19 protein-coding genes are annotated in these 19768 nt (G+C 63.1%); 8 read left to right on the top strand and 11 right to left on the bottom strand.

The window, feature by feature from the left end:
• Positions 1-202: 202 nt before the first annotated feature.
• Genes QKB66_RS11245 through QKB66_RS11260 form a run of 4 tightly spaced genes read right to left on the bottom strand, consistent with a single transcriptional unit; the run spans position 203 to position 4771 of the window.
• The gene (locus tag QKB66_RS11245) at positions 203-1474 is read right to left on the bottom strand and encodes an ABC transporter permease (RefSeq protein ID WP_248092606.1); all 1272 of its coding nucleotides are present in this window, start codon (positions 1472-1474) and stop codon (positions 203-205) included.
• A complete protein-coding gene (locus tag QKB66_RS11250) occupies positions 1471-2142 on the bottom strand; it encodes an ABC transporter ATP-binding protein (protein ID WP_248092603.1) in 672 nt (223 codons plus the stop codon). The genes QKB66_RS11245 and QKB66_RS11250 overlap by 4 nt, the downstream gene beginning before the upstream one ends.
• The gene (locus QKB66_RS11255; RefSeq protein WP_248092600.1) at positions 2139-3755 is read right to left on the bottom strand and encodes an HlyD family efflux transporter periplasmic adaptor subunit; all 1617 of its coding nucleotides are present in this window, start codon (positions 3753-3755) and stop codon (positions 2139-2141) included. The genes QKB66_RS11250 and QKB66_RS11255 overlap by 4 nt, the downstream gene beginning before the upstream one ends.
• Complete coding sequence (locus tag QKB66_RS11260; RefSeq protein ID WP_248092599.1) at positions 3755-4771, bottom strand: PspC domain-containing protein; 1017 nt, start codon at positions 4769-4771, stop codon at positions 3755-3757. The genes QKB66_RS11255 and QKB66_RS11260 overlap by 1 nt, the downstream gene beginning before the upstream one ends.
• Positions 4772-4883: 112 nt before the next feature.
• On the opposite strand from QKB66_RS11260, the gene QKB66_RS11265 reads away from it, so the two are divergent.
• The 3 genes from QKB66_RS11265 to QKB66_RS11275 are packed head-to-tail and all read left to right on the top strand — an operon-like array spanning position 4884 to position 7867.
• Positions 4884-6032, top strand: coding sequence for an ATP-binding protein (locus QKB66_RS11265; RefSeq protein ID WP_248092597.1), 1149 nt, complete (start codon positions 4884-4886; stop codon positions 6030-6032).
• Between the two features lie 2 nt (positions 6033-6034).
• Positions 6035-6688 carry a response regulator transcription factor gene (locus QKB66_RS11270; RefSeq protein WP_248092596.1) on the top strand — a complete coding sequence of 218 codons (654 nt, stop codon included), beginning with the start codon at positions 6035-6037 and terminating at the stop codon, positions 6686-6688.
• A 36-nt stretch (positions 6689-6724) separates the two neighbouring features.
• Entirely contained in the window at positions 6725-7867 is a 1143-nt protein-coding gene (locus tag QKB66_RS11275) for a hypothetical protein (protein WP_414253319.1), read from the top strand.
• Here QKB66_RS11275 and QKB66_RS11280 read toward each other — a convergent pair.
• A complete protein-coding gene (locus QKB66_RS11280; RefSeq protein WP_248092594.1) occupies positions 7864-8277 on the bottom strand; it encodes a hypothetical protein in 414 nt (137 codons plus the stop codon). The two genes, QKB66_RS11275 and QKB66_RS11280, sit on opposite strands and share 4 nt — an antisense overlap.
• 58 nt (positions 8278-8335) lie before the next feature.
• Here QKB66_RS11280 and QKB66_RS11285 point away from each other — a divergent pair, with 58 nt between their 5' ends.
• On the top strand, positions 8336-9019 hold the full coding sequence (locus QKB66_RS11285; protein WP_248092593.1) for a hypothetical protein: 684 nt from the start codon (positions 8336-8338) through the stop codon (positions 9017-9019).
• Positions 9016-10584, top strand: a complete 1569-nt coding sequence (locus QKB66_RS11290) for a DNA polymerase Y family protein (protein ID WP_414253320.1) — start codon at positions 9016-9018, stop codon at positions 10582-10584. Before QKB66_RS11285 ends, QKB66_RS11290 begins: the two co-directional genes overlap by 4 nt.
• Here QKB66_RS11290 and QKB66_RS11295 read toward each other — a convergent pair.
• Entirely contained in the window at positions 10581-11201 is a 621-nt protein-coding gene (locus QKB66_RS11295) for a hypothetical protein (protein WP_414253321.1), read from the bottom strand. The genes QKB66_RS11290 and QKB66_RS11295 overlap by 4 nt on opposite strands.
• Before the next feature lie 104 nt (positions 11202-11305).
• Here QKB66_RS11295 and QKB66_RS11300 point away from each other — a divergent pair, with 104 nt between their 5' ends.
• The gene (locus tag QKB66_RS11300; protein WP_414253322.1) at positions 11306-12160 is read left to right on the top strand and encodes a sucrase ferredoxin; all 855 of its coding nucleotides are present in this window, start codon (positions 11306-11308) and stop codon (positions 12158-12160) included.
• Here the strand turns inward: QKB66_RS11300 and QKB66_RS11305 are convergent.
• Genes QKB66_RS11305 through QKB66_RS11320 form a run of 4 tightly spaced genes read right to left on the bottom strand, consistent with a single transcriptional unit; the run spans position 12147 to position 15682 of the window.
• Complete coding sequence (locus tag QKB66_RS11305; RefSeq protein WP_062035800.1) at positions 12147-12827, bottom strand: methionine ABC transporter permease; 681 nt, start codon at positions 12825-12827, stop codon at positions 12147-12149. The genes QKB66_RS11300 and QKB66_RS11305 overlap by 14 nt on opposite strands.
• Positions 12824-13885, bottom strand: coding sequence for a methionine ABC transporter ATP-binding protein (locus QKB66_RS11310; protein ID WP_062042132.1), 1062 nt, complete (start codon positions 13883-13885; stop codon positions 12824-12826). Before QKB66_RS11310 ends, QKB66_RS11305 begins: the two co-directional genes overlap by 4 nt.
• A 32-nt stretch (positions 13886-13917) precedes the next feature.
• The gene (locus QKB66_RS11315; RefSeq protein WP_239239104.1) at positions 13918-14820 is read right to left on the bottom strand and encodes a MetQ/NlpA family ABC transporter substrate-binding protein; all 903 of its coding nucleotides are present in this window, start codon (positions 14818-14820) and stop codon (positions 13918-13920) included.
• A 4-nt stretch (positions 14821-14824) separates the two neighbouring features.
• Positions 14825-15682 carry a MetQ/NlpA family ABC transporter substrate-binding protein gene (locus QKB66_RS11320; RefSeq protein ID WP_096336525.1) on the bottom strand — a complete coding sequence of 286 codons (858 nt, stop codon included), beginning with the start codon at positions 15680-15682 and terminating at the stop codon, positions 14825-14827.
• A gap of 133 nt (positions 15683-15815) precedes the next feature.
• Here QKB66_RS11320 and QKB66_RS11325 point away from each other — a divergent pair, with 133 nt between their 5' ends.
• Both QKB66_RS11325 and QKB66_RS11330 read left to right on the top strand, forming a co-directional pair.
• Positions 15816-18962 (top strand): error-prone DNA polymerase, encoded by a 3147-nt coding sequence (locus QKB66_RS11325; protein WP_414253323.1) that lies wholly within the window; start codon positions 15816-15818, stop codon positions 18960-18962.
• The gene (locus QKB66_RS11330; RefSeq protein WP_414253324.1) at positions 18949-19281 is read left to right on the top strand and encodes a hypothetical protein; all 333 of its coding nucleotides are present in this window, start codon (positions 18949-18951) and stop codon (positions 19279-19281) included. Before QKB66_RS11325 ends, QKB66_RS11330 begins: the two co-directional genes overlap by 14 nt.
• Here the strand turns inward: QKB66_RS11330 and QKB66_RS11335 are convergent, their stop codons facing one another.
• Positions 19282-19764 (bottom strand): hypothetical protein, encoded by a 483-nt coding sequence (locus QKB66_RS11335; RefSeq protein ID WP_414253325.1) that lies wholly within the window; start codon positions 19762-19764, stop codon positions 19282-19284.
• Between the last annotated feature and the right edge of the window lie 4 nt (positions 19765-19768).

Here is a 19768-nt window from a genome sequence, read left to right on the forward strand (position 1 = left end):
TCGTGTTGGCCTGCGTGCCGCCTACCATGAAGTGCACGTCTGCGGCGGGCGCGCCACACGCGCCGCGAATGAGCGACGCGGCGCGGGCGGAGTGCTCGTCGAGACCGTAGCCCGCATGCGATCCGGGCACCGCGAACGCGGGGAGGACGGCGGGATGGGCAGTTTCGTTGTAGTCGTTGCCGAAATGAATTATGCAGCCAGGCTACTCGTAGCGCAGCGCCTCAATCGGGTCGAGTTTTGCCGCCTTGCCGGCGGGGTAGTAGCCGAAGAAGAGCCCGATGGCGAGCGCGAAGAGCAGCGAGACCACAATCGCGGCGAGCGGCGGGAACACGAAGTAGCCCATGAGCGACGAGCCGATCATGCCCGCAACAGAGCCGAGCACTACGCCGATGAGCCCGCCGATGAGACACACGATGATGGCCTCCGTCACGAACTGCAGGCGGATGTCACTCCGCCGCGCGCCGAGCGCCTTGCGCACGCCAATCTCGCGCGTGCGCTCCGTGACGGTAATCAGCATGATGTTCATAACTCCGATGCCGCCGACGAGCAGCGAGATCCCGCCGATCGCCGCAATCGCCGCGGACAACGCCGTGAGCAGCTGGTTGAGGCTCGCGAGGTCCTTGCTGAAGTCGGTGACCTCGACGCGGTAGTCCTCGTTGTCGGCGTACATCGAGTCGAAGGCCGCTTGGAGCCGCGCGCCGAGCGCGGCCTTGTCCGTGCCGGGCGCCGCGCGCAGGGACACGGAGGAAAAGGCTTCGCCGGCTAAAGGGGCATCGGAAAGCTGGGCAGCGAGGGGATAGGGCACGAGCGCGTATTCGGCCTCGCCGCCACCGATGAGCGCGCCGGTGTCGGGGGTGTCGTAGACGCCGATGACGGTGAGTTCCAGATCCGTGCCGTCGAGCGGGGCAAAATTCAATGTCTGGCCCACCGGGTCGGCGTCGCCGAAGAGATCGGTGGCGGTCGCGGCGGAGAGCATGGTCACGGCACGGTCGGCCGCGATGTCGTCGTCCGTGAGTGCGCGGCCGGTGCGGACGGTGAACTGCGAGGCCGTTACGTAGTCCGGGTTGGTGGGTTTCACCGCTACCGCTGAGCTTTCCGATGCCCCCTCTACCGCCAGGTCGCCCGGATACGTGTCGGTTTCGCCGATGATGACGCCCTCGACGTCGGGAGCGAGCGCCGTGCGCACTTGCTCGAGCTGTTCGGGGGTGAGGAGGGAGTCGGGGTCGTCGACGGAGGATTCGACGTAGTAGTCGGTCTCGCCTTCGTCGGTGCGTTCCTTGACCTGGACCTGGAAGTTATTGGCGCCGACCTTGTCGAGGTCAGAGGTGAACTGGCCCTTGAGCGCGGAGCCGAGGGTGAGGATCGCGATGACGGCGGCAATGCCGATAATGACGCCCAGCAGCGTGAGTAGCGAGCGCATCTTGTTGGTGCGCAGCGAGGTGAGCGCCATGCGCAGGGATTCGGTGAGATTCATTTCAGCACCCCGTCCGTCATGGTTACGGTGCGCGAGCACTCGGCGGCAAGCTCCGGGTTGTGGGTGATAAACACGATGGAGGTGCCGCGCTCGCGGTTGAGCTCGTGGAAGAGGTCCATGACGAGGCGGCCGGTCTGGGAGTCAAGGGCTCCGGTGGGCTCGTCGGCGAGGATGACCTCCGGGTTGTTGGCGAGCGCGCGGGCGATGGCGACGCGTTGCTTCTGGCCGCCGGAGAGTTCGTTGGGCAGGTGGCTGGCGCGCTCGGACATGCCGACGAGGTCGAGGAGCTCGGCGGCTCGGCGGGCGCGTTCGCGGCGGGGCACGCCGGCGTAGACCATGGGCATCTCCACGTTGGCGAGCGCGGTGATGCGGCCGATGAGGTTGAAGTTCTGGAAGACGAAGCCGAGCTTGTCGGCGCGCAGGCGGGCGAGCGCGTCATCGTTGTAGGTGGAGACGTCCTCGCCGCCGAGGAAATACGTGCCCGCGGTGGGGCGATCGAGCAGCCCAATGATGTTCATGAGCGTAGATTTGCCGGAGCCGGACTGGCCAATGACGGCGACGAACTCGCCGGGCTCCATCTGAAAGTCGCAGCCGGGCAGGACGGTGATTTCGGCATCGGTGCCTTCGTTAAAGCGCTTGACGATGCCTCGCATGTCGATGAGGCTCATTTCTCTCCGCTCGCTGCGTCGGGCAGGGATGCCTGTTGGCCTACGTCGCCTTCGTGGGCCGCGCCCTGGGTGAGCACGCGGTCGCCGCGGTGGAGGCCAGAGGTGACGGCGGCTTCGAAATCGGTGCGGGTGCCCAATTTCACGTCGCGGCGCTCGATGGTGCCGGAGTCGGAAACGACGAGCACGGCTTTGTCGCCATCGATGAGCGCGCTGAGCGGAACCGTCAGCGCGTCTTTGTCCTCGTGCGTGACGACCTTGACCTTTGCCGTGGAACCTAGACGCAGGCCCTCGCGGTTGCCGTCCACGCGGACTTCGATGGGGAACTCGGCTTTTCCCGAACCCGTGCCGGTGCCGCTCGCCGCCGGTGCGGAGGCCCCGGAGCCGGCGGCCTCGGCGGGGGCGGCGGGGGCGGCGGAGACGGGCGAGATGAAGGACACGGTGCCCGTGTATTCCTTATGCGGCTGGCTGGGGGAGGTGAACGTGACGCGGTCGCCGACCTCGATATCCGCGATGTCGGCTTCCTTGACCGTTGCCTTGACGAGGAGGGACGAGTCATCCGCGATCGCGAGCAGTGGCCCCTCGGCGGGGCGGCCTTGCTGCGCGGTGACGGACGTGATCACTCCATTAAGCGGAGAAAATAGCTGAGAACCAGAGATGTCGAACTCGAGTTTCGCATTGGCTTCCTCGGCGGCGACGCGTGCGCCCGCGGCGGACTTGAGGGCGTGGTTGACGGCCTGGGACTGCGCGTCGATTTGCTGTTGGGCGCTGAGCTCGGCGGCGCGCTGGGCGAGCTGGGCATCGGAAAGCTGGGCGTAGGCAGCGTTGGCGGCGCGCTGTTTGGCACCGACCTCGCGGTCCACGGCCTCGAGCGCGCGGGCGTAGGACTCCTCGGCGCGGTCAACCTGGTTCTGGGCGTCGCTGACCGCGTCATCCGCCTCGGTCGAGGCGAGCAGCGACGTGGCCATGGTGGCGCTGTCTGCGGTGGCCTCGCCAGCAGTACCGAGCGAGGCGAGCGCGGCCTGGAGCGATGCGTTATTCGCGGTGCGCAGCCCAGCGCGGGCCGTGTCTACCGCGGCGGCGGCTTCGGCGACGGAAGGATCTGCGGCGGCGCGGGACTCGGCGACGGCCTGCTGCGCGTCGTCGAAGCTGTGCTGCGCGGTGTCCACGGAGGCGCGGGCGGCATTGACCTCGCCGTTGAGGCCTTGATCCAACGCGTCCTGGAGCTGGTTGAGCTGGAGCTGCGCGTCCTCGACCTGATTGAACGCGCCGACTTCTTCCGCGGCCTGAGCGGCACGCTGACTTTGGAGCTCGCGTTCGGTAGCAGAGGTGTCGAAGGAGGCGAGGCGCTGGTTGGCCGTGACGCGCTGGCCGACCTTCGCGTCGAGCGTGACGATGGGCCCGGTCTGCGTCGTGGCGAGCGAGACCTCGCGGGCGGGTGCGATCGAGCCCGTGGCGGGCACGGACTGCGTGATGTCCTTCGCCGCGACGGTCGTGACATCGGCGGCGGTGAGCACCACGCCGTCGGGGCCGAAGGTGAGGTAGTAGGCGCCGCCACCGCCCACAGTGAGGACGGCGAGGGCGGCGGTGGTGAGGGCGATAGTCTTCTTTTTCATTACTCGTGAATAGTAGTAGTGCCAATTCCGTTATTGATAATTAATGTCAGCTTAGCGCCTGGATCGGTGCGCGGAACGCAGTTGCTCTCACCAATGCCGGTGTCGCATTCGAGCGCGATGGGCAGATTGTCCGGCAGGTAGACTTCCGTGGTACCAATTCCGTTGTCGACGGTCACGGTACGCGGGGAGTCGAGCTCCAGCTCGCGCAGGTCGAGCGTGAGCTTGCCGATGCCATTGTCGTAGGCGTCCTGCAGCTCCGCGCCGTCGTGCGGGGTAAATTGTACGACGCTGGAGGTCTCGTCCTCGCTGGTCATGGTCATGGTGAGCACGAAGCCGAGGCCGGCGATGACGGCGGCGGAAATCGCGATGGCCGCAATGACGCCTTCGCGGTGCTTCTTCTTTGGCTCAGGCTGCTTGTAGGGCGCCGGGTCGGGCAGATGCCAGGCCTCGGGCACCGTGCCCAGGGGATCCCAGGACGGTGGGGTCGTGCGCCCCGGCGGAAATGGGTAGCCTTCGACGGGGGTGAAGGCGGACATATCGGGGCCCGGGGTGGCGTCGGGGACCGGCGACGCGAGGACGCCGGCGGGCGGGATGGGTTGGCGTTGGTGCAGTCCGTACCAGGCTACGGCGGCGAGGATGAAGATGACGACGGTGGAGAGGGTTTGCTTCTCGCCGAACAGCGGGCCGAAGCCGGCCGTGGCGGCGAAGAGAATGATGAGCCCGATGGCGAGGCTGGATTCGGACTTTGGGCCGTCGGCCTTGCCAAAGAGGTCCTGGACGGGTGCGGTGGCCTTGCCGTAGAGCGGCATGCACATCCACGCCAGGGCGTAGAGCGCGATGCCGCCGCCGAGGACGAGCGCGGTAACAACGAAAGCCACGCGGACGAGGACAGGGTCGATTTGGTAGCGCACGCCGATGCCTTCGCAGACACCGGCAATCATGGCATTGCCGCCCTGGTTTCTCGGGATGCGGGGCGGGCGCGTGTCCCACATCTGGTTGAGAGTCGCGGTGTTCATACCTATATCGTGACGCACCGCGAGGTACGCCACCATCGGGGAACGCCCTGATTTTTGAACTTCAGGGTTTACCCCGATCCGCGCGGGGCGCAGCCGTGCGAAGATTAAGCGCATGAGTTCTCCCTACGCGTCGCGCGCGATTCAGCCCGCGTTCCCGACTTTGGCACGTCCCCAGGACGGCCGCGTCGTGGCGGGCGTGGGCGCGGGGGTGGCGGCGCACCTGGGCGTTGACGTGTTGTTCGTGCGCCTGGTCTTGACCGCGTTGTGCGCCTTGGGCGGCCTCGGCGCGTTCCTCTACGCCGGGGTATGGGTTGCGACCAAGCCTGCCGATGCCCCCGCGCCCGCCTCCCGCTTCGACTTCCGGGCTAACTGGTTGCTTGTCTTCATTGCCGTGGCGGCGGTCGTCAGCGCGCTGGCCAGCGGAGCCAACATGCTGCTGCCGCTGGTCATCGTCGGTGCGGGCGCGCTCGTGACGTGGCAAGCCTATGACCGCGGGCTCGAGAACGTATCGAGCAAGCTGAGTATTGCTGCGGGTAGTGTGCTTGTCTTGTCCGGCGTGGTCATTACCATCGCGCGGTGGGACGGCGGCGCGGACTTCATTCCGGCGTTGGCGGCGGTCGCGCTGACCGTTGTCGGCCTCGGCGCCCTCGTGGTGCCGCTCGTGCTCAAGCTGTGGCGCCAGGTGGCGGATGAGAGCGCGGAGAAGGCGGCATCGGAAGCCCAGGCGATCATGGCGGCGCGCCTGCATGACTCGGTGCTGCAGACCTTGGCGCTCATTCAAAAACGCGCGGAGGATCCGGCGGAGGTCGCGCGGCTCGCGCGATCGCAGGAACGCGAGCTGCGCGCCTGGCTATTTGACGCCCCCTCGGCGGCGCCGGGGACGGTCTTTGGCGCGCTGGCCGCGGCGTGTGGCGAGGTCGAAGACCTGTTCCAGGTGCGGATTGCGCCGGTGACGGTGGGCGAAGATATCGAGCTTACCGAGCCCACGAAGCTCGCGGTGCAGGCCGCGCGGGAGGCGATGGTCAACGCCAGTAAGCACGCGGGCGTCGATACGGTGGACGTGTATGCGGAAAACTTAGCTGGCGAGCTGTCCATTTTTGTGCGCGACCGTGGCGCGGGCTTTGACCCGAACACGGTGACTGAGGACCGGCACGGAATCCGGGACTCTATCCGCGGGCGCATGGAACGCGCCGGGGGCACCGCACGGGTGACATCGACGCTGGGGCAGGGCACAGAGGTGGAGCTCACGGTAGTTTTGTAGCCATGGTTTCCGTTTTCCTCGTCGATGATCACTCCGTCTTCCGTGCCGGCGTGCGCGCGGAGCTCGCTCAGGCTGCCGATATCGAAGTTGCAGGTGACGCGGGTACCGTCGCCGAGGCGGTGGCGGGGATTGAGTCGGCGCACCCGGACGTGGTGCTGCTTGACGTGCATATGCCGGACGGCGGCGGGTTGGCCGTGCTGCGTGGCGCCTCGGGCCCGGTGTACCTGGCGCTGAGTGTCTCGGACGCGGCGGAGGACGTCATCGCGCTCATCCGTGCCGGCGCTCGGGGCTACGTGACGAAGAATATTTCAGGCCCGGAGCTGGCCGCGGCCGTGCGCCGGGTGCATGAGGGCGACGCGTATTTCTCGCCGCGGCTGGCGGGGTTCGTGCTCGATGCGTTCGCATCGGGTGCGCCTGCCGAGTCGAAGCCCGGCGCGCCGGACGAATCCGTGGATCCGGCGGTCGACGCGCTAACACGGCGCGAGCTCGAGGTGCTGCGGCTGCTCGCGCGCGGTTACACGTATCGCGAAATCGGCGAGCGTCTCTTTATCTCGGTGAAGACGGTGGAGACGCACGCGTCGAATATCTTGCGCAAGACGCAGCAGTCGAATCGTCATCAGTTGACTCGCTGGGCGGCTAGCCATGATCTGGATTAAGTTATTTACATGCGTCTATCTCTCCCTATTGCTTGCGTGACCCTATCCCTTAGCCTTGTTGCGTGCTCTGCTGCGGGTTCAAAAGATGAGCCGCTCTTTGATCCAAACGCTGCATCTGACTCCAAGGAGCCGGAGTTCAACATGGTTGATTTGTGGAGCGGCGAGGCCGATAAGGATACCGTGGAAGGTGCTGAAGGATGCGCGGATCCTTTCTTTGACCTAGGCGATACCTATGCTGGCTATTACCTGATGCAGCGCAAGGTGGGGCTGGATAGCCCGCGCGGGCATTCCCTCGGAATGGGAGATGATCTGGGGCTGGTGGATAACCAGTTCGACCCCTGCGCGCCGATGAGTTACGCAGTCGTGTCTATCGACGACCGCGTCGGCCGCTACAACAGCGAGGACAAGTCCGAGCCTTCCCAGGACCACGGCGAGGCGGTGCTCTTCTTCGCGGGTGAGGATTTGGCTAAAGACTCCGTTATTAAGATTGCCTCGCGCGTCGAGGACGTCGACATCGAGGGCACCGAGGCCACGGTGACCTACGCGGAGGGCCAGAAGGTCTCTTACTCCCTAGATGGTGACAAACTGGTCGTGGGTGATGGCCTGGAGAAGCTGCAATCTGATTATGACGGCTACGACGATGCCTACCTGGATTTCGAGCGCGCATTGCCAGGCAGCGATGGCGGGCGCCCGGTGGGGCTGGGCAACGTGAACGTGAAGCCGTGGGATGAAAACCGCGATGAGTTGGTGCGAGATCAAAGGCCTTTTCGCATTCCTGCCCGCGAGTCAGATTATGTATGCCGCTGGGAGAACTTTTCTCCGGTTTGCGCGGCAGAGGAGGGAACGCCATTTCCTTCTGAGGCGGACTTTGACTTGACCTCGCCGTCGGATAAAGCCGAGCGGGCGGCCAGCATCCAGCTGACCATGCCTTTCGGTGTTGTCCCGAAGGACGTCGACGATAGTTTCTTCCACGCGGACGAAGCGCTCAAGGATGAGCAGGTTACGGCCGTTGGCACCATGCTTTTTGATACCCGCGGAGATGGCATCACGCTTTTCGACGGCCACGTCGGCATGCGCTTTACCCCCGACGGGCCAAAGAAGGTGCCGGTTGAGCATAGCCTGACCAGGAAATACTGGCCGGACCCGACGGAGCTCGATAGCTTTAACGAAGCTGGCTAGGCATAAGCTAGCTTGCGGGTGCCGTCGACGTGGGGGAATACGAAAAAGGCGGCGCCGGAAATCAGCAGCCAGGTCACGGCCACGCCCCAGGCGGGAAGCGTAAAAAGAGGGGCGAGCATGACGATGAGCCATAGCAGCATCAGGGGGATGAGCTGGCTGATATTCGGCAGCATCGTCACGTTCTTTTTGTCCGCGTAGGCCCGCAGTTGCGTGCGGTAGGGGTGTAGAAAAACGAGGGTGAAGGCCGCAATGAGAAAAAGCAGGCCAACCCCGATGGCGATGCCGAAGTGGACATCGCTGACCAACACAGCCACGGCGGCGCCGATGAGGAGGGAAGCGCCCAATCGTACCCAGTGTGGGGTGGGGATTGGGGTCTCGAGGTGGCGGATATCGCTGGCATGGGCAGTCATGCCGGTTAACGCTATCACTGCAATTGCAAGAGCGTGGGGGAAGGGCCATAATGGAGGCATGAATCAAACAAGTGTTCGCATGGCGGAGGTGGCCGCGGGGCAGAGTCGCGCGGACCAGATTGCCGCTTTGCGGGCGCAGATGCACAAGCTGGAAGCGCCTCGAATCACCCCGGCAGTGCAGCCAGATGAGGAAGTGGTGGAGGTGCCTTCTTCCCTGGCCAGGCTGCTTCCTGGTGGGGGTCTCGCGCGGCGCAGTGCGGTGTATTGCGGGGAGTGTCCTGCGCTTATCATCGAGCTTGTTTGTCATATTAGCGCACAGGGTGGACACGTCGGCGTCGTCGGCTGGCCGGAACTGTCTCTCGCACAAGTGGCCGAGTCGGGGGATTTGCGCCGCGTGATTGTCGTCCCGGATCCCGGCGCTGAGCCGTGGTCGGTGACGGGAGTGTTGGCGGAAGGCCTCGATGTCGTTATTCACCGCGGGGTTGGGGAAGTCACGCCGTCGAAAGCGCGGCCCGTTCTGGCGAAGATTCGCGGCGGGCAGGCGGCCGTGGTGACGGTGGGCGTGCGCCTGCCGGGAACCACCACGGAAATCGAAGCGGAAGTCACCAGCTTCCGCGGGCTGGGGCGCGGAAGCGGGCGTATTAACGGCGTGGATATTGCAGTAAACGTGGAGTCTAAGGGCGTGCGAGCGCGGCGCGGCACGGTGACGTGTGGACAGCGGCGTCGGCTGGAGGCGGTATGAGGGTCGCGGCGCTGTGGTTTCCCGATTGGCCGGTCCAGGCGCTGCGGATGCAGGAGGCGGCGCGGGTAGGCGCAGCGCGGGGAGGCACAACGCGGGAGCGGGCTACAGCTATCGTGGCGCAGCACAAGGTCGTTGTATGCGATGGCCTCGCGCGCCGAGCCGGCGTGCGCCGCGGGATGCGCTTGCGCCAGGCGCAGGCGGTGCTGCCAGAGCTGCGCGTCGAGGAGCATAACGCGGATCGTGATGGCGCTGCTTTCGCCGAGATTGCCGTCGGCTTGGATGCGGTGGCCTCCTCCATCGAGGTGCTGCGTCCGGGCCTGGTCATCGTGGATGCTGCTGCGGCGGGGCGTTTCCACGGCTGTGAGGACACAGCGGTGCACATGCTTGTCGACGCCGCCTCCCGCGCCGGCCTCGACGCCACCGTCGGGGTGGCAGACGAAATCGCCACGGCGCTCATCGCTGCTCGCCACAATGGCCTGGGCGCGGTGGTGCCGGAGGGCGCTTCGCGGGAGTTTTTGGCGGGCCAGCCCTTAAGCGTGCTGGCCGCGGAGGTGTCTTTGGGCTGCGCGAAAGAAGTGGTAGAACAGCTGCGGCAGCTGGGGATTAGTAACCTCGGCGAGCTGGCGGCGTTGCCGGCTAGGCAAGTAATGACGCGCTTTGGGCAGGCAGGCAGGCGTTGTCATGACATAGCTAATGCCGTCCCGGATAGGCGGGTGGCGCCGGAGCTTGCGCGGCCGGATTTGGTGGTGGAGGTCAGCTATGAAGAACCCTTAGAGCGAGTGGACGCCGCGGCCTTTGCGGCGCGCCAGTTGGCGGCGCAGCTGCACAGCGTGCTCGCGGAGGCAGGGCAGACGTGTGTGCGTTTACGGGTCGTCGCGGAGTTTCTAGGTGGCGCGGTGCTGGAGCGCGTGTGGCGTACGCAGGAGGCCCTGGATGAAAGCGCAACGGCCGATCGCGTCCGCTGGCAGCTGGATGGCTGGCTGAGTTCGGCGCGGGCGGGCGCGGAAGGCGGCGTCGTCAGGCTGGCGTTGGAACCGGTAGAAACCGCGGCGCCGGAGGGCGAGGGCCTGTGGGGGCAGATGAAGAGCAATGACAAAGCCAAGCGGGTCATCGCGCGCGTGCAATCGCAGCTGGGCGTGGATCGAGTACTGCAGCCGCGGGAGGCCGGCGGGCGTGGGGTGGCAGAGCGCATCGAGTACGTCCCCTACGGCGAGCAGCGCGACCCCGCTCCGCAGGGCAGCTGGCCAGGCCGAATTCCCTCGCCGCTGCCGGCAAGTTTGGCGCACCCTGCCTCGCGCATCCGGCTTCTCGACGCCTCCGCCCACGACGTCTACGTCACCGCCGAAGCGTTATTGAGCACGGCGCCAGTGGCGTTGAGCTGGGGTAACAAGCGCTATCAGGTCATCGGCTGGGCTGGGCCATGGCCGGTGGATACTGCGTGGTGGGGAGAGGAAGCTCAAAGGCTCGCACGCTTGCAAGTGGTAGGCCAAGGCGCGCAGAATCAGCGGGCCTGGCTGCTGGTCTGGGCGGCCGGGCGGTGGAGCGTGGAGGCGTCCTATTGCTAGGTGGCAGCGAGGAAGTCGATGACCAGGCGGGTGGGTTCTTCCAGGACCTGCACGGAATATGGGTGGCGTTCCTTTAGGCCAACCACGAACTGGGATCGGCCTTCGAATGTACCGGAGCTTTTGACCTCGGTGATAAAACCGCCTGCGCCGGGGGTGGAGCCGAGATTGGGATCGGCCATGTCTTTTTCGAAGGGATAAACGGTGCCGTCGATGTTGACGTTGAGAGCCGTGGCGCCTTCATAGTCGATGGCGTTGCCGGAGCCCTGCTGAAGAGGCGTGTCAGTGTAGTCGATGAACCAGCCGGGGCTGCCTTCACCAGTGAATTCGAAGACGACGCGTTCGAAGCCATTGTGATTGCCTACGCGAACATCGGTGACAACCAGCTGGGAAGGCGCCGCGGGGCGTTCTGTCTTGCGGCTGAGATTGGTGACGCCAAGCGGGGTTACACCGGCTGGAGCAGAGGTCGTGGGGGCGCCTTCGACAGAGGACGTAGTAGATATCGCCTCTGTGAACGCGAGACTGGATTTATCCTCTGTGTCGCTAGCGCAACTTACCAAAGCTACAGATCCGAGAGTAAGGACAGCGAGAGCAGGCACGAGGGAGGATAATTTCGGCATGCAAACAGACTATTGCCTAGCCACCGACTCTGTATAGCCAAGGCAGGATTCTTAACCACATTGTTGTCATCATTTTCATTTTGATGGCAGGTAAGCTGTGGCACATGACTTTTTGCTCCGACGTACAGGTTGAGCCGCTTCCGGGCACTGCCAAGAAAGAAAGCGTATTTGTGCTCTTCGAGTGGCCAAACGGCTGGTCGCGCGATGTCTTAGACGGCGGGACCTTCGGCCCGGAACTCACTGCTGAACTTAAATCCAAGCTCAAAGGCGTGGCAGGGCTGCAGCTTATCCGCAAGCCCGGCAAGGAAGGCCGCAGCATTAACGGCAAGCATCGCTGCTACGTGGTCTGGGCCGAGCGCGGAGTTTATATGGAGCATCTCCTAGACGGCCCGGAAGGCATCTTGGGGTTGGATTTTGCGGTGCCGGAAGACGGCGTTCTTTCCCGCCCGCTTGTGCTGATTTGTACCCACGGGCGTCGGGACGTGTGCTGTGCGGTCAAGGGGCGCCCGCTTGCGGCGGAGCTGGCTGCAAGTTTCCCGGAGGAGGTATGGGAGACCTCGCACACGAAGGGGCATCGTTTCGCTCCGTCGATTCTTTTGATGCCGTGGGGTTATTCCTTTGGCAGGCTTAACGTTGAGGCGGCGCGTGAGATGCTGCTGGCGGCGCGTCGCGGGGAGTATTTCTACCCGGGCAATCGCGGCAGCGGGCTCTATGAACCGCGCGGGCAGGTGGCGGAACTGGCAGTCGCGCGGGAGCTGATCGAGGCGGGGGAGGCCTTGCGCTATGGGCAGTTGCACGCGCTTGAAGATACCGTGCACCACGACGACGGCCGCACCTGGCGGGTAGAGCTGGAACAAAAAGAGGTCTCCGGGGTCATCTCCTCGTGTGGAGACTGCCCGAAGACCTCAAAGGCGTGGCACGCAGTGGGTGTGCACGCGGGGGATGTTAACGGCGCATAATCTTGGCCGAGAGCCAGTTGCCGAAGAACTGTGCGGCTTGCACCAGCACGATGATAATCAGGGTGGCCACCACGGTGACCTCCCACTCGAAGGCGCGGTAGCCGTAGACGATGGCAAAATCGCCCAAGCCGCCGCCACCGACGTAGCCGGCCATCGCGGACATATCTACGATGCCGATGAACAGGAAGGTATAGCCCAGAACCAGCGGGCCAAGGGCCTCCGGCACGATGACCGAGGTGATGATCTTCCAAGGGGAAGCGCCCATCGCGCGGGCTGCTTCAATGACGCCGGGGTCGATGGCGACCAGGTTTTGCTCCACGATGCGGGCCACGGCGAAGGTGGCTGCGATGACCATGACGAAGGTCGCAGGTTCGCGGCCGATAGATCCACCAAGGACCGCCACGGTTAGCGGCTGCGCGAAGGCCAGCAGGATGATGAACGGGATGGGGCGGATGAAGTTCACCAGGATATTGATGATGAAGTAGACAACCTTGTTCTGCAGGATGCCACCTGGACGGGTGGTGTAGAGCAAGACGCCTAAAACGAGGCCGAGGAGGCCTGCGACCACCAGGGTCGTTGAGACCATGATGAGGGTGTCTTGGACGGCCTCGATGAGGGTATCGCCCAAGCGATCCCAGTCAGCGGCAGCTTGGTAGGTCACGTTCATCGGGAAATCTCCTCAATCTCGGTGGTGCGTTGCAGGGTGCGGTAGAACTCCTCGATGGCGGCGGCATTACCGTTCAAGCGCACGGTGAGCTTGCCGAAGGAATGCTTCTGCAGAGTCGTGATACCGCCGTGGACCACTGCGATAGACACGCCCTTTTCCGCCAAGCGTGCCGATGCGGTGAAAAAGCCGGAGTTCTCGGTCAGGTTGATGGTGAAAAGGCGGCCCTCGTGGGCGAGGAGGTCGTCTGCTTCTACCAGGTCTGGGGTGTTGCGCAGGGAAGTGGCAACGAACTTGGAAGCGACTTCCGTGCGCGGGTTGGAAAAGACCTCGTAGACGCTGCCGGCCTCGATTACGCGGCCGGCTTCCATGACGGCGACCTTATCCGCGATGGAACGAACCACGTCCATCTCGTGGGTAATCACGACGATGGTAATACCCAGGTCGCGGTTGACCTTGCGCAGCAGATCCAGCACCTCGTGAGTGGTGGTGGGATCGAGTGCGGAGGTGGCTTCGTCAGCCAGCAACAGCGAAGGGTTGGTCGCCAGCGCGCGAGCGATGCCCACACGCTGCTTCTGACCGCCGGACAGCTGCTCCGGGTAATTCGAGCCCTTATCGCCAAGGCCCACGAACTGCAGGAGCTCCTCCACGCGCTTTTTGCGTTCTTCCTTCGGCATACCGGCTAGGCGCAGCGGGTATTCGATGTTGCCTGCCGCGGTGCGCGAGGTCATCAAATTAAACTGCTGGAAAATCATGCCGATGTTGCGGCGGATACCGCGCAGCTTGGACTCCGGCATGCCGACGATGTCGGTGCCATCCAGCAGGAGCTGGCCCGAGGTGGGCTTATCTAAGCCGTTGATCATGCGCACCAGTGTGGACTTACCCGCGCCGGAAAAGCCGATGATGCCGACGATTTCACCGGGCTCGACGGTCAGCGAGACGTCGTCAAGCGCCTTGGTTTCGGTCTTGTTATTTGTAAAGACCTTGGTGATATTGCGGAACTCAATGCGGGTGCCGTGCTTGGCACCGGGATTATCTGTCACGTGAGGCGTTTCCTTCATATTGTTGTGACTGGCTAAAACCTTCTAAGACCTTACTCGGCGGAGGAAGTCTCCAAGCGATCCAGGATTTCCTGGAGTTCATTTTGCGGACGATCCACGAAGATGGTGGTGCCGCCCGTGGTCTCCTGCACTGCCTTTTTGACCTCTGGTGAAAGGTACAGCTGCGCTAAGCGCTTGACCTTATCGTTGTCCTTATCCTTTTCTTGTACTGCCCAGACGTTGATGTATGGGTCGAACATGATGGTGGGATCGGCGCTGGGAGCTTCGGGGTCGTCGTAAAGCACTGCCTCAGCCGGGTTGATGCCCGCGCGCTTGAAGAAGGAATTGGTGATGATGGCAGGGGTGCCTTCGCCGTATGCCGACGGAGTCTGGGAAGCATCGACCGGGGTTACCTTGACCTTTGACTTGGCCTCGTCGATGTCGGCCGGATCCGGGGTTAGCTTGCCTTTTTCCTGCAAAGTCACCAGATCGTTGGCGGCCAGCAGGTTGATGGCGCGGCCCTGGTTGGTGGCGTCATTCGGGATGGCGACTTCCTGGCCCTCGATGCCCTTTATATCCTTGTGGCCCTTCCAAAACAGCGGCATCGGGTAGACCTGCGTGGAGGCCACCGGAACGAGGTTGGTGCCGTTGCCCGCGTTGTATTCCGCCAGGAACTTCAGGTGCTGAAACTTGTTGGTGTCCGTGCTGCCTTCCGCCAGAGACTGGTTCGGGGTGGCATAGTCGGTGAAGCTTTTCATCTCGATCTCGATGCCTTCCTTGGCGGCGAGATCTTTTAATACGTCCCACTCCGGAAGCTCGGCATCGGTGGTGCCGATGATGATTGGATCCTCTGCGGTGCCGGCAGCAAACTCGGAGGACTTGGAAGAACAACCCACAAGGCCTGTGGCCGCAACAATGCTTGCCGCAGCCAGCGCAGCAATCTTTTTCAGCTGCACGGCGCTAGCTCTGCTCTGTCACGCGGTCGAGGATCTTCTTCAGCTCCTCCGGAGACTTTTGAACCGGAACGGAAGTGCCCTTGGAATCCTCTGCGACGGCGTCCTGGACGGCCTGGGAGTGCCAAATTTCGGCGACCTTCTTAATCTCCTCGTTGTTGGCGTCTTCTGCGCGAACGACGAAGGCGTTGATATAAGGCTCTGCCTCCTTGGAGTTCGGGTCATCCTGGAACACGGCGGTGGTGGGGTCGATGCCGGCGCGGTCGAGGAAGGAGTTGTTGATGATGGCTGGCTTGCCTTCGCCGTAGGCGGCGGGGGTTTGCGCGGCGTCGACAGGCACGACCTTGACCTTGGACTTTGCCTCGTCAATATCCGGCAGACCTGGGGTGATGAGGCCTTCCTTCTTCAACGTAACCAGCTTGGCCTGTACGAGGACGTTGATGGCGCGTCCCTGGTTGGTGGTGTCATTCGGGATTGCGACTTCCTGGCCCTCGATGCCGTCGAGGGAGTCGTGGCCCTGCCAGAACAATGCCAGCGGCACGATTTCGGTGGCGACGATCGGAACGAGGTCGGTGCCGTTGCCCTTGTTGAACTCCGCCAAGAACTTCAGGTGTTGGAAGTTATTGGTATCCAGTTCGCCTTGGTCAAGCGCCTGGTTCGGGGTGTTGTAGTCCGAGAAGTTCTGCACCTCGATATCAAGGCCTTGCGCCTCGGCTTCGTCCTCGAAGGCGGACCATGCCTTCTTAGCGGCGTCGGTAGTGCCGACGACGATCTTGCCGTCGGAATCGCCAGAGGAGCAAGCAGCCAGGCTGGTGGCTGCGATGACGACTGCGGAGGAAGCAGCGAGAACGCGGCGAATACGCATGATATGAGGTGTCCCTTCGAGTGAAATAACGTTTGTTGCAAGAAACCTAGCAATGATTGAACCGCTTTGTCTATATCGCTTTGGGTGGGGCTGAAAATTGACTAGAACATAGTTTCGATCATATCTTTTCCCCATGAGGTTCAATGGTGGGGCGGCGCTGCCTTGGTCGCGGGTGGAGCGGATTCTTTCCGGCCGTCCTGCTGCAACGCCCGTTTCGGTGGAACACCTGGGGGAGCGCGGCGAGGGTCTCGAGCGCGGGGTCTCGGCCGTGCCTTTCGCGGAGCTGCATGCGGTTTCTTCCTATAGTTTTTTGGGCGGCGCCTCGGAGCCGGAGGAGCTGGTGGCGCGCGCGATGCAGCTGGGGCTAGAGGGGCTTGCACTGGTGGATAAGGACGGCTTTTATGGCCTGATGAAATTTGCCGAAGCCGCCGCTAAGGCGGGGCTGCCGGCGGTGTTTGGGGCGGAGCTTTCGCTTGTCGACGGCCCTCTTGTCGTCCTCGCCCGCACTCCCGAGGGGTACCGTCGGCTATCGCGATTGATTGCTCAAGCGCGCATGGATGCAGGCGTGAAGGGCGAGGTGGCTTATCCGCCGTTGGAAGTAATTGCGGAGCGTTTGCAAGATTATTGTCTGTTTCTTCTGGACTGGCAATGGTTGGACAAAATCGATCATGTGCTCGAAAGAATAAAAATAGACAGCATAGTACTTGAATATTCCTGCACGATGTCTCCTGAGGACGCAGATCGCCACGCTGAACTGGATAAATGCAATAATCTGCGCGCCATCGCCACTGCCTTGCCCGCTGCCGCCACACGGCAGGAAGCGCGCCTAGCCGCGGCAAAGCGTGCGCTTAGCCAAAGAAAATCTCTGGACCAGGCAGAACCCGATGCGCACCCGATGGGCGCCGGCTGGCTGCGCTCGGGCGAGCAGATGGCGCAGCTTTTTCCGGAGCGGCCGGAGCTCATCGCCGAGACCGTCAAAGTATTAAAGGAGTGCAGTTTCACCTGGGATGCGCTCGCGCCGAACCTGCCTGACTTCGAGGTGCCTGAAGGCCATACCGAGATGTCTTGGCTGACGCACCTGACCTGGCAGCGAGCAGAAGAGCGCTATGCCTCGCGCCCGGCTGCGATTCGCTCGCGGGCGTGGAAGCAGATCGAGTACGAGCTAGGCGTTATCGAGCAGCTGACCTTTCCAGGGTATTTCCTCATCGTGTGTGACCTCGTGGATTTTTGCCGTCGCTCCAACATCCTCTGCCAGGGGCGCGGCTCGGCGGCGAACTCCGCGGTGTGTTTTGCCTTAGGAATCACTAACGCCGAGCCGATTTCCGCGGGGCTTCTTTTTGAGCGCTTCCTTTCGCCAGACCGCGATGGCCCACCGGACATCGATATCGACATCGAATCCGGCCGCCGCGAGGAGGTCATTCAATACGTCTATGACAAGCATGGCCGCGAGCGCGCAGCGCAGGTGGCCAACGTTATTACGTATCGCCGCAAGGGCGCTGTTCGCGATGCAGCGCGTGCCTTGGGCTATCCCCAAGGCAGCGCCGATTCCTGGTCGAAGGGGCTTTCGGAGCCGCCGGAGGGCGTCGTTAAGCTGGCGGAGCAATTCCTCGGCCAACCGCGCCACCTGGGCATTCACTCGGGCGGCATGGTGTTGTGCGACCGTCCTATTGCAGACGTGGTGCCGATGGAATGGGCGCGGATGGAAAAGCGTTCGGTGCTGCAGTGGGATAAGGATGACTGCGCGGCGGCCGGACTGGTGAAGTTCGATCTACTGGGCCTTGGCATGCTCGAGGCGCTGCATCACATGCAGGACTTGGTGGAGGAGACCACCGGGCACAAGGTGAATCTGTGGGAGCTCGACCTCGCGGAAAAAGAGGTCTATGACATGCTCTGCCGCGCCGATGCGGTGGGGGTATTCCAGGTGGAATCGCGCGCGCAGCTGTCCACGCTGCCGCGCTTGCGCCCGCAGAAGTTCTTCGACTTGGTGGTGGAGGTTGCGCTCATTCGTCCCGGCCCGATTCAGGGCGGTTCGGTGCATCCTTATCTACGCCGCCGCGACGGTAAGGAGGCGGTGACCTATGACCACCCGGTGCTGGAGAAGTCCCTGGGCAAGACGCTGGGCATTCCGCTGTTTCAGGAGCAGCTGATGCAGATTGCCGTCGACGCCGCAGGCTTTTCTGGCGCGGAGGCTGATGACCTGCGGCGTGCGATGGGCTCGAAGCGCTCGCCTGCGCGGATGGCCGCGCTCAAGCAGCGTTTTTATGATGGGCTCGCGCAGACGAATGGCATCGAGGGCGAGGTTGCGGACAAACTGTGGAACAAGATCGTGGCCTTTGCAGCCTATGGCTTCCCAGAGTCGCACTCGCAGTCTTTTGCCTCGTTGGTCTACTTCTCGGCGTGGATGAAGTATCACTATCCGGCGCAGTTTTGTGTGGGCCTTTTGCGGGCGCAGCCGATGGGCTTTTATTCGCCGCAATCGCTCATTCAGGATGCGCGGCGGCACGGCGTGGAAGTTCTTCCGCTGGACGTGAACGCTTCGGGGTGTCAGGCGCGTGCGGTGGTCCAAGACGGCGGCGAGGTGGCGATCCGGCTGGGCCTTAACCTCATCAAGGGGTTGGGGGAGAAGGCTGCGCAGCGTATCGAGGATGCATGCGCGCAGGCGCCGTTTCAAGACATCGCGGATCTGTCTAGGCGGGCGGAGCTTAGCGTGGAACATGTGGAGGCTTTGGCCAGTGCCGGTGCGCTGGAGACCTTTGGGCTAAGCCGGCGTCAGGCGCTGTGGCAGGCGGGGGTGGCGGCCACGGAAAAGGCGGGCATGCTTGCAGGGCTTTCGGCTATTTCTGCGCCGAGCCTGCCTGGCATGAGCGCTTTCGAGCTGATGGCTTCCGACGTCGCCAGTACTGGCGTTACCCACGACAAACAGCCGATGGAGCTCGTGCGCGCCGCGCTTAACGACGCCCATGTCTGCACCGCCGCGCAGCTGCGGCAGGTTCCAGACGGCACACGGGTGCGGATTGCGGGCATCGTGACGCATAGGCAGCGTCCGCAGACTGCCGCCGGCGTCATCTTTTTGGGCTTGGAGGATGAGACCGGCTTGATGAACGTGATGGTCTCACCGGGGATGTGGCAGCTCAACAAGACCGTGGCCAGGACGTCTAAAGCGCTGGTTATTCGTGGCATCGTGCAAAATGCCACGGGCGCGGTCAACGTGGTGGCAGACAAGCTGGAGCCGCTTGCCATGGGTGAGTGGCTCTCCCGCGGCTCGCGTGATTTCCGTTAGGCCGGTGCGAGAAATCCCCCGTATTCAGGTAATACCGCACAACATTCACCCCGCGCTGGCAGCGGGCCTGTTTTTCCTCCTGCTCTACCTGGTCTTTTCTAAGTACGGGCGGATTCCGCTGGGCCTCGACGGGGAAGAAGCGGAGTATTCTATTGGCGCGGAGTTCGACTCCACCTCGGAGCAAGCCACTGAGTGGTATGGGCGCACCGACGAAGGCGGCGTGCCCATTCCTTATGACTACGATGATGCTCCGAACATCAGCACGCCGGCCAGCATTCCCGCCGAGCCACAGGACCATAACGGGAACGTGAAGGCATGATTATTCCTTAGAGATGAGCTCGTCGCGGTTGATTTTGCCGGCGAGGGATTGTGCGACGCTGAAGGGAATACACAGCATCTGCAGCAGGATGAGTTTGAAGAACAAGACGGCGACAAAGATCCCGTCCATCGAATCGACGAAATGCGTGCCCACTGAAATGGCGCCGCAAGCGAGGAGCAATAGCAGGGAAGATATGAGGGCCGTCTTCAGACCGTCGTCGCGGGCTTCGATGTGCAGTTGCAGCATGTATTCGTCGAGCTCGGTGGTGGGAAGGTCTGCGTAGCCGATGGTCTTGCGTAGCTGTGCTACATACATGCCAGTCATGATTGCACCTGTGCAGGCGAGCGTGAAAGGCCAAAACTGATCTACAAACTGTAGGGGAACAGACAATAAGATGAGGGTGAGGCCCCAGCTGGATAAAAATACGAGGCGCTTGCGCTTGGCTACGCGTCCCTGGACTGCGGCGGAGCTTTGAATGGTCATTGGG

Origin of the sequence: Corynebacterium sp. c25Ua_89, from assembly GCF_047459735.1 — a bacterium.
GTDB classification, from domain to species: domain Bacteria; phylum Actinomycetota; class Actinomycetes; order Mycobacteriales; family Mycobacteriaceae; genus Corynebacterium; species Corynebacterium simulans.

Bases quoted from the DNA above. Each gene is read 5' to 3' on its own strand.
- QKB66_RS11250 (WP_248092603.1), bottom strand. From the start codon at position 2,142: ATGAGCCTCATCGACATGCGAGGCATCGTCAAGCGCTTTAACGAAGGC.
- QKB66_RS11255 (WP_248092600.1), bottom strand. From the start codon at position 3,755: ATGAAAAAGAAGACTATCGCCCTCACCACCGCCGCCCTCGCCGTCCTC.
- QKB66_RS11320 (WP_096336525.1), bottom strand. From the start codon at position 15,682: ATGCGTATTCGCCGCGTTCTCGCTGCTTCCTCCGCAGTCGTCATCGCA.
- QKB66_RS11310 (WP_062042132.1), bottom strand. From the start codon at position 13,885: ATGAAGGAAACGCCTCACGTGACAGATAATCCCGGTGCCAAGCACGGC.
- QKB66_RS11265 (WP_248092597.1), top strand. From the start codon at position 4,884: ATGAGTTCTCCCTACGCGTCGCGCGCGATTCAGCCCGCGTTCCCGACT.
- QKB66_RS11305 (WP_062035800.1), bottom strand. From the start codon at position 12,827: ATGAACGTGACCTACCAAGCTGCCGCTGACTGGGATCGCTTGGGCGAT.
- QKB66_RS11290 (WP_414253320.1), top strand. From the start codon at position 9,016: ATGAGGGTCGCGGCGCTGTGGTTTCCCGATTGGCCGGTCCAGGCGCTG.
- QKB66_RS11280 (WP_248092594.1), bottom strand. From the start codon at position 8,277: ATGACTGCCCATGCCAGCGATATCCGCCACCTCGAGACCCCAATCCCC.
- QKB66_RS11285 (WP_248092593.1), top strand. From the start codon at position 8,336: ATGAATCAAACAAGTGTTCGCATGGCGGAGGTGGCCGCGGGGCAGAGT.
- QKB66_RS11270 (WP_248092596.1), top strand. From the start codon at position 6,035: ATGGTTTCCGTTTTCCTCGTCGATGATCACTCCGTCTTCCGTGCCGGC.
- QKB66_RS11245 (WP_248092606.1), bottom strand. From the start codon at position 1,474: ATGAATCTCACCGAATCCCTGCGCATGGCGCTCACCTCGCTGCGCACC.
- QKB66_RS11300 (WP_414253322.1), top strand. From the start codon at position 11,306: ATGACTTTTTGCTCCGACGTACAGGTTGAGCCGCTTCCGGGCACTGCC.
- QKB66_RS11325 (WP_414253323.1), top strand. From the start codon at position 15,816: ATGAGGTTCAATGGTGGGGCGGCGCTGCCTTGGTCGCGGGTGGAGCGG.
- QKB66_RS11335 (WP_414253325.1), bottom strand. From the start codon at position 19,764: ATGACCATTCAAAGCTCCGCCGCAGTCCAGGGACGCGTAGCCAAGCGC.
- QKB66_RS11295 (WP_414253321.1), bottom strand. From the start codon at position 11,201: ATGCCGAAATTATCCTCCCTCGTGCCTGCTCTCGCTGTCCTTACTCTC.
- QKB66_RS11260 (WP_248092599.1), bottom strand. From the start codon at position 4,771: ATGAACACCGCGACTCTCAACCAGATGTGGGACACGCGCCCGCCCCGC.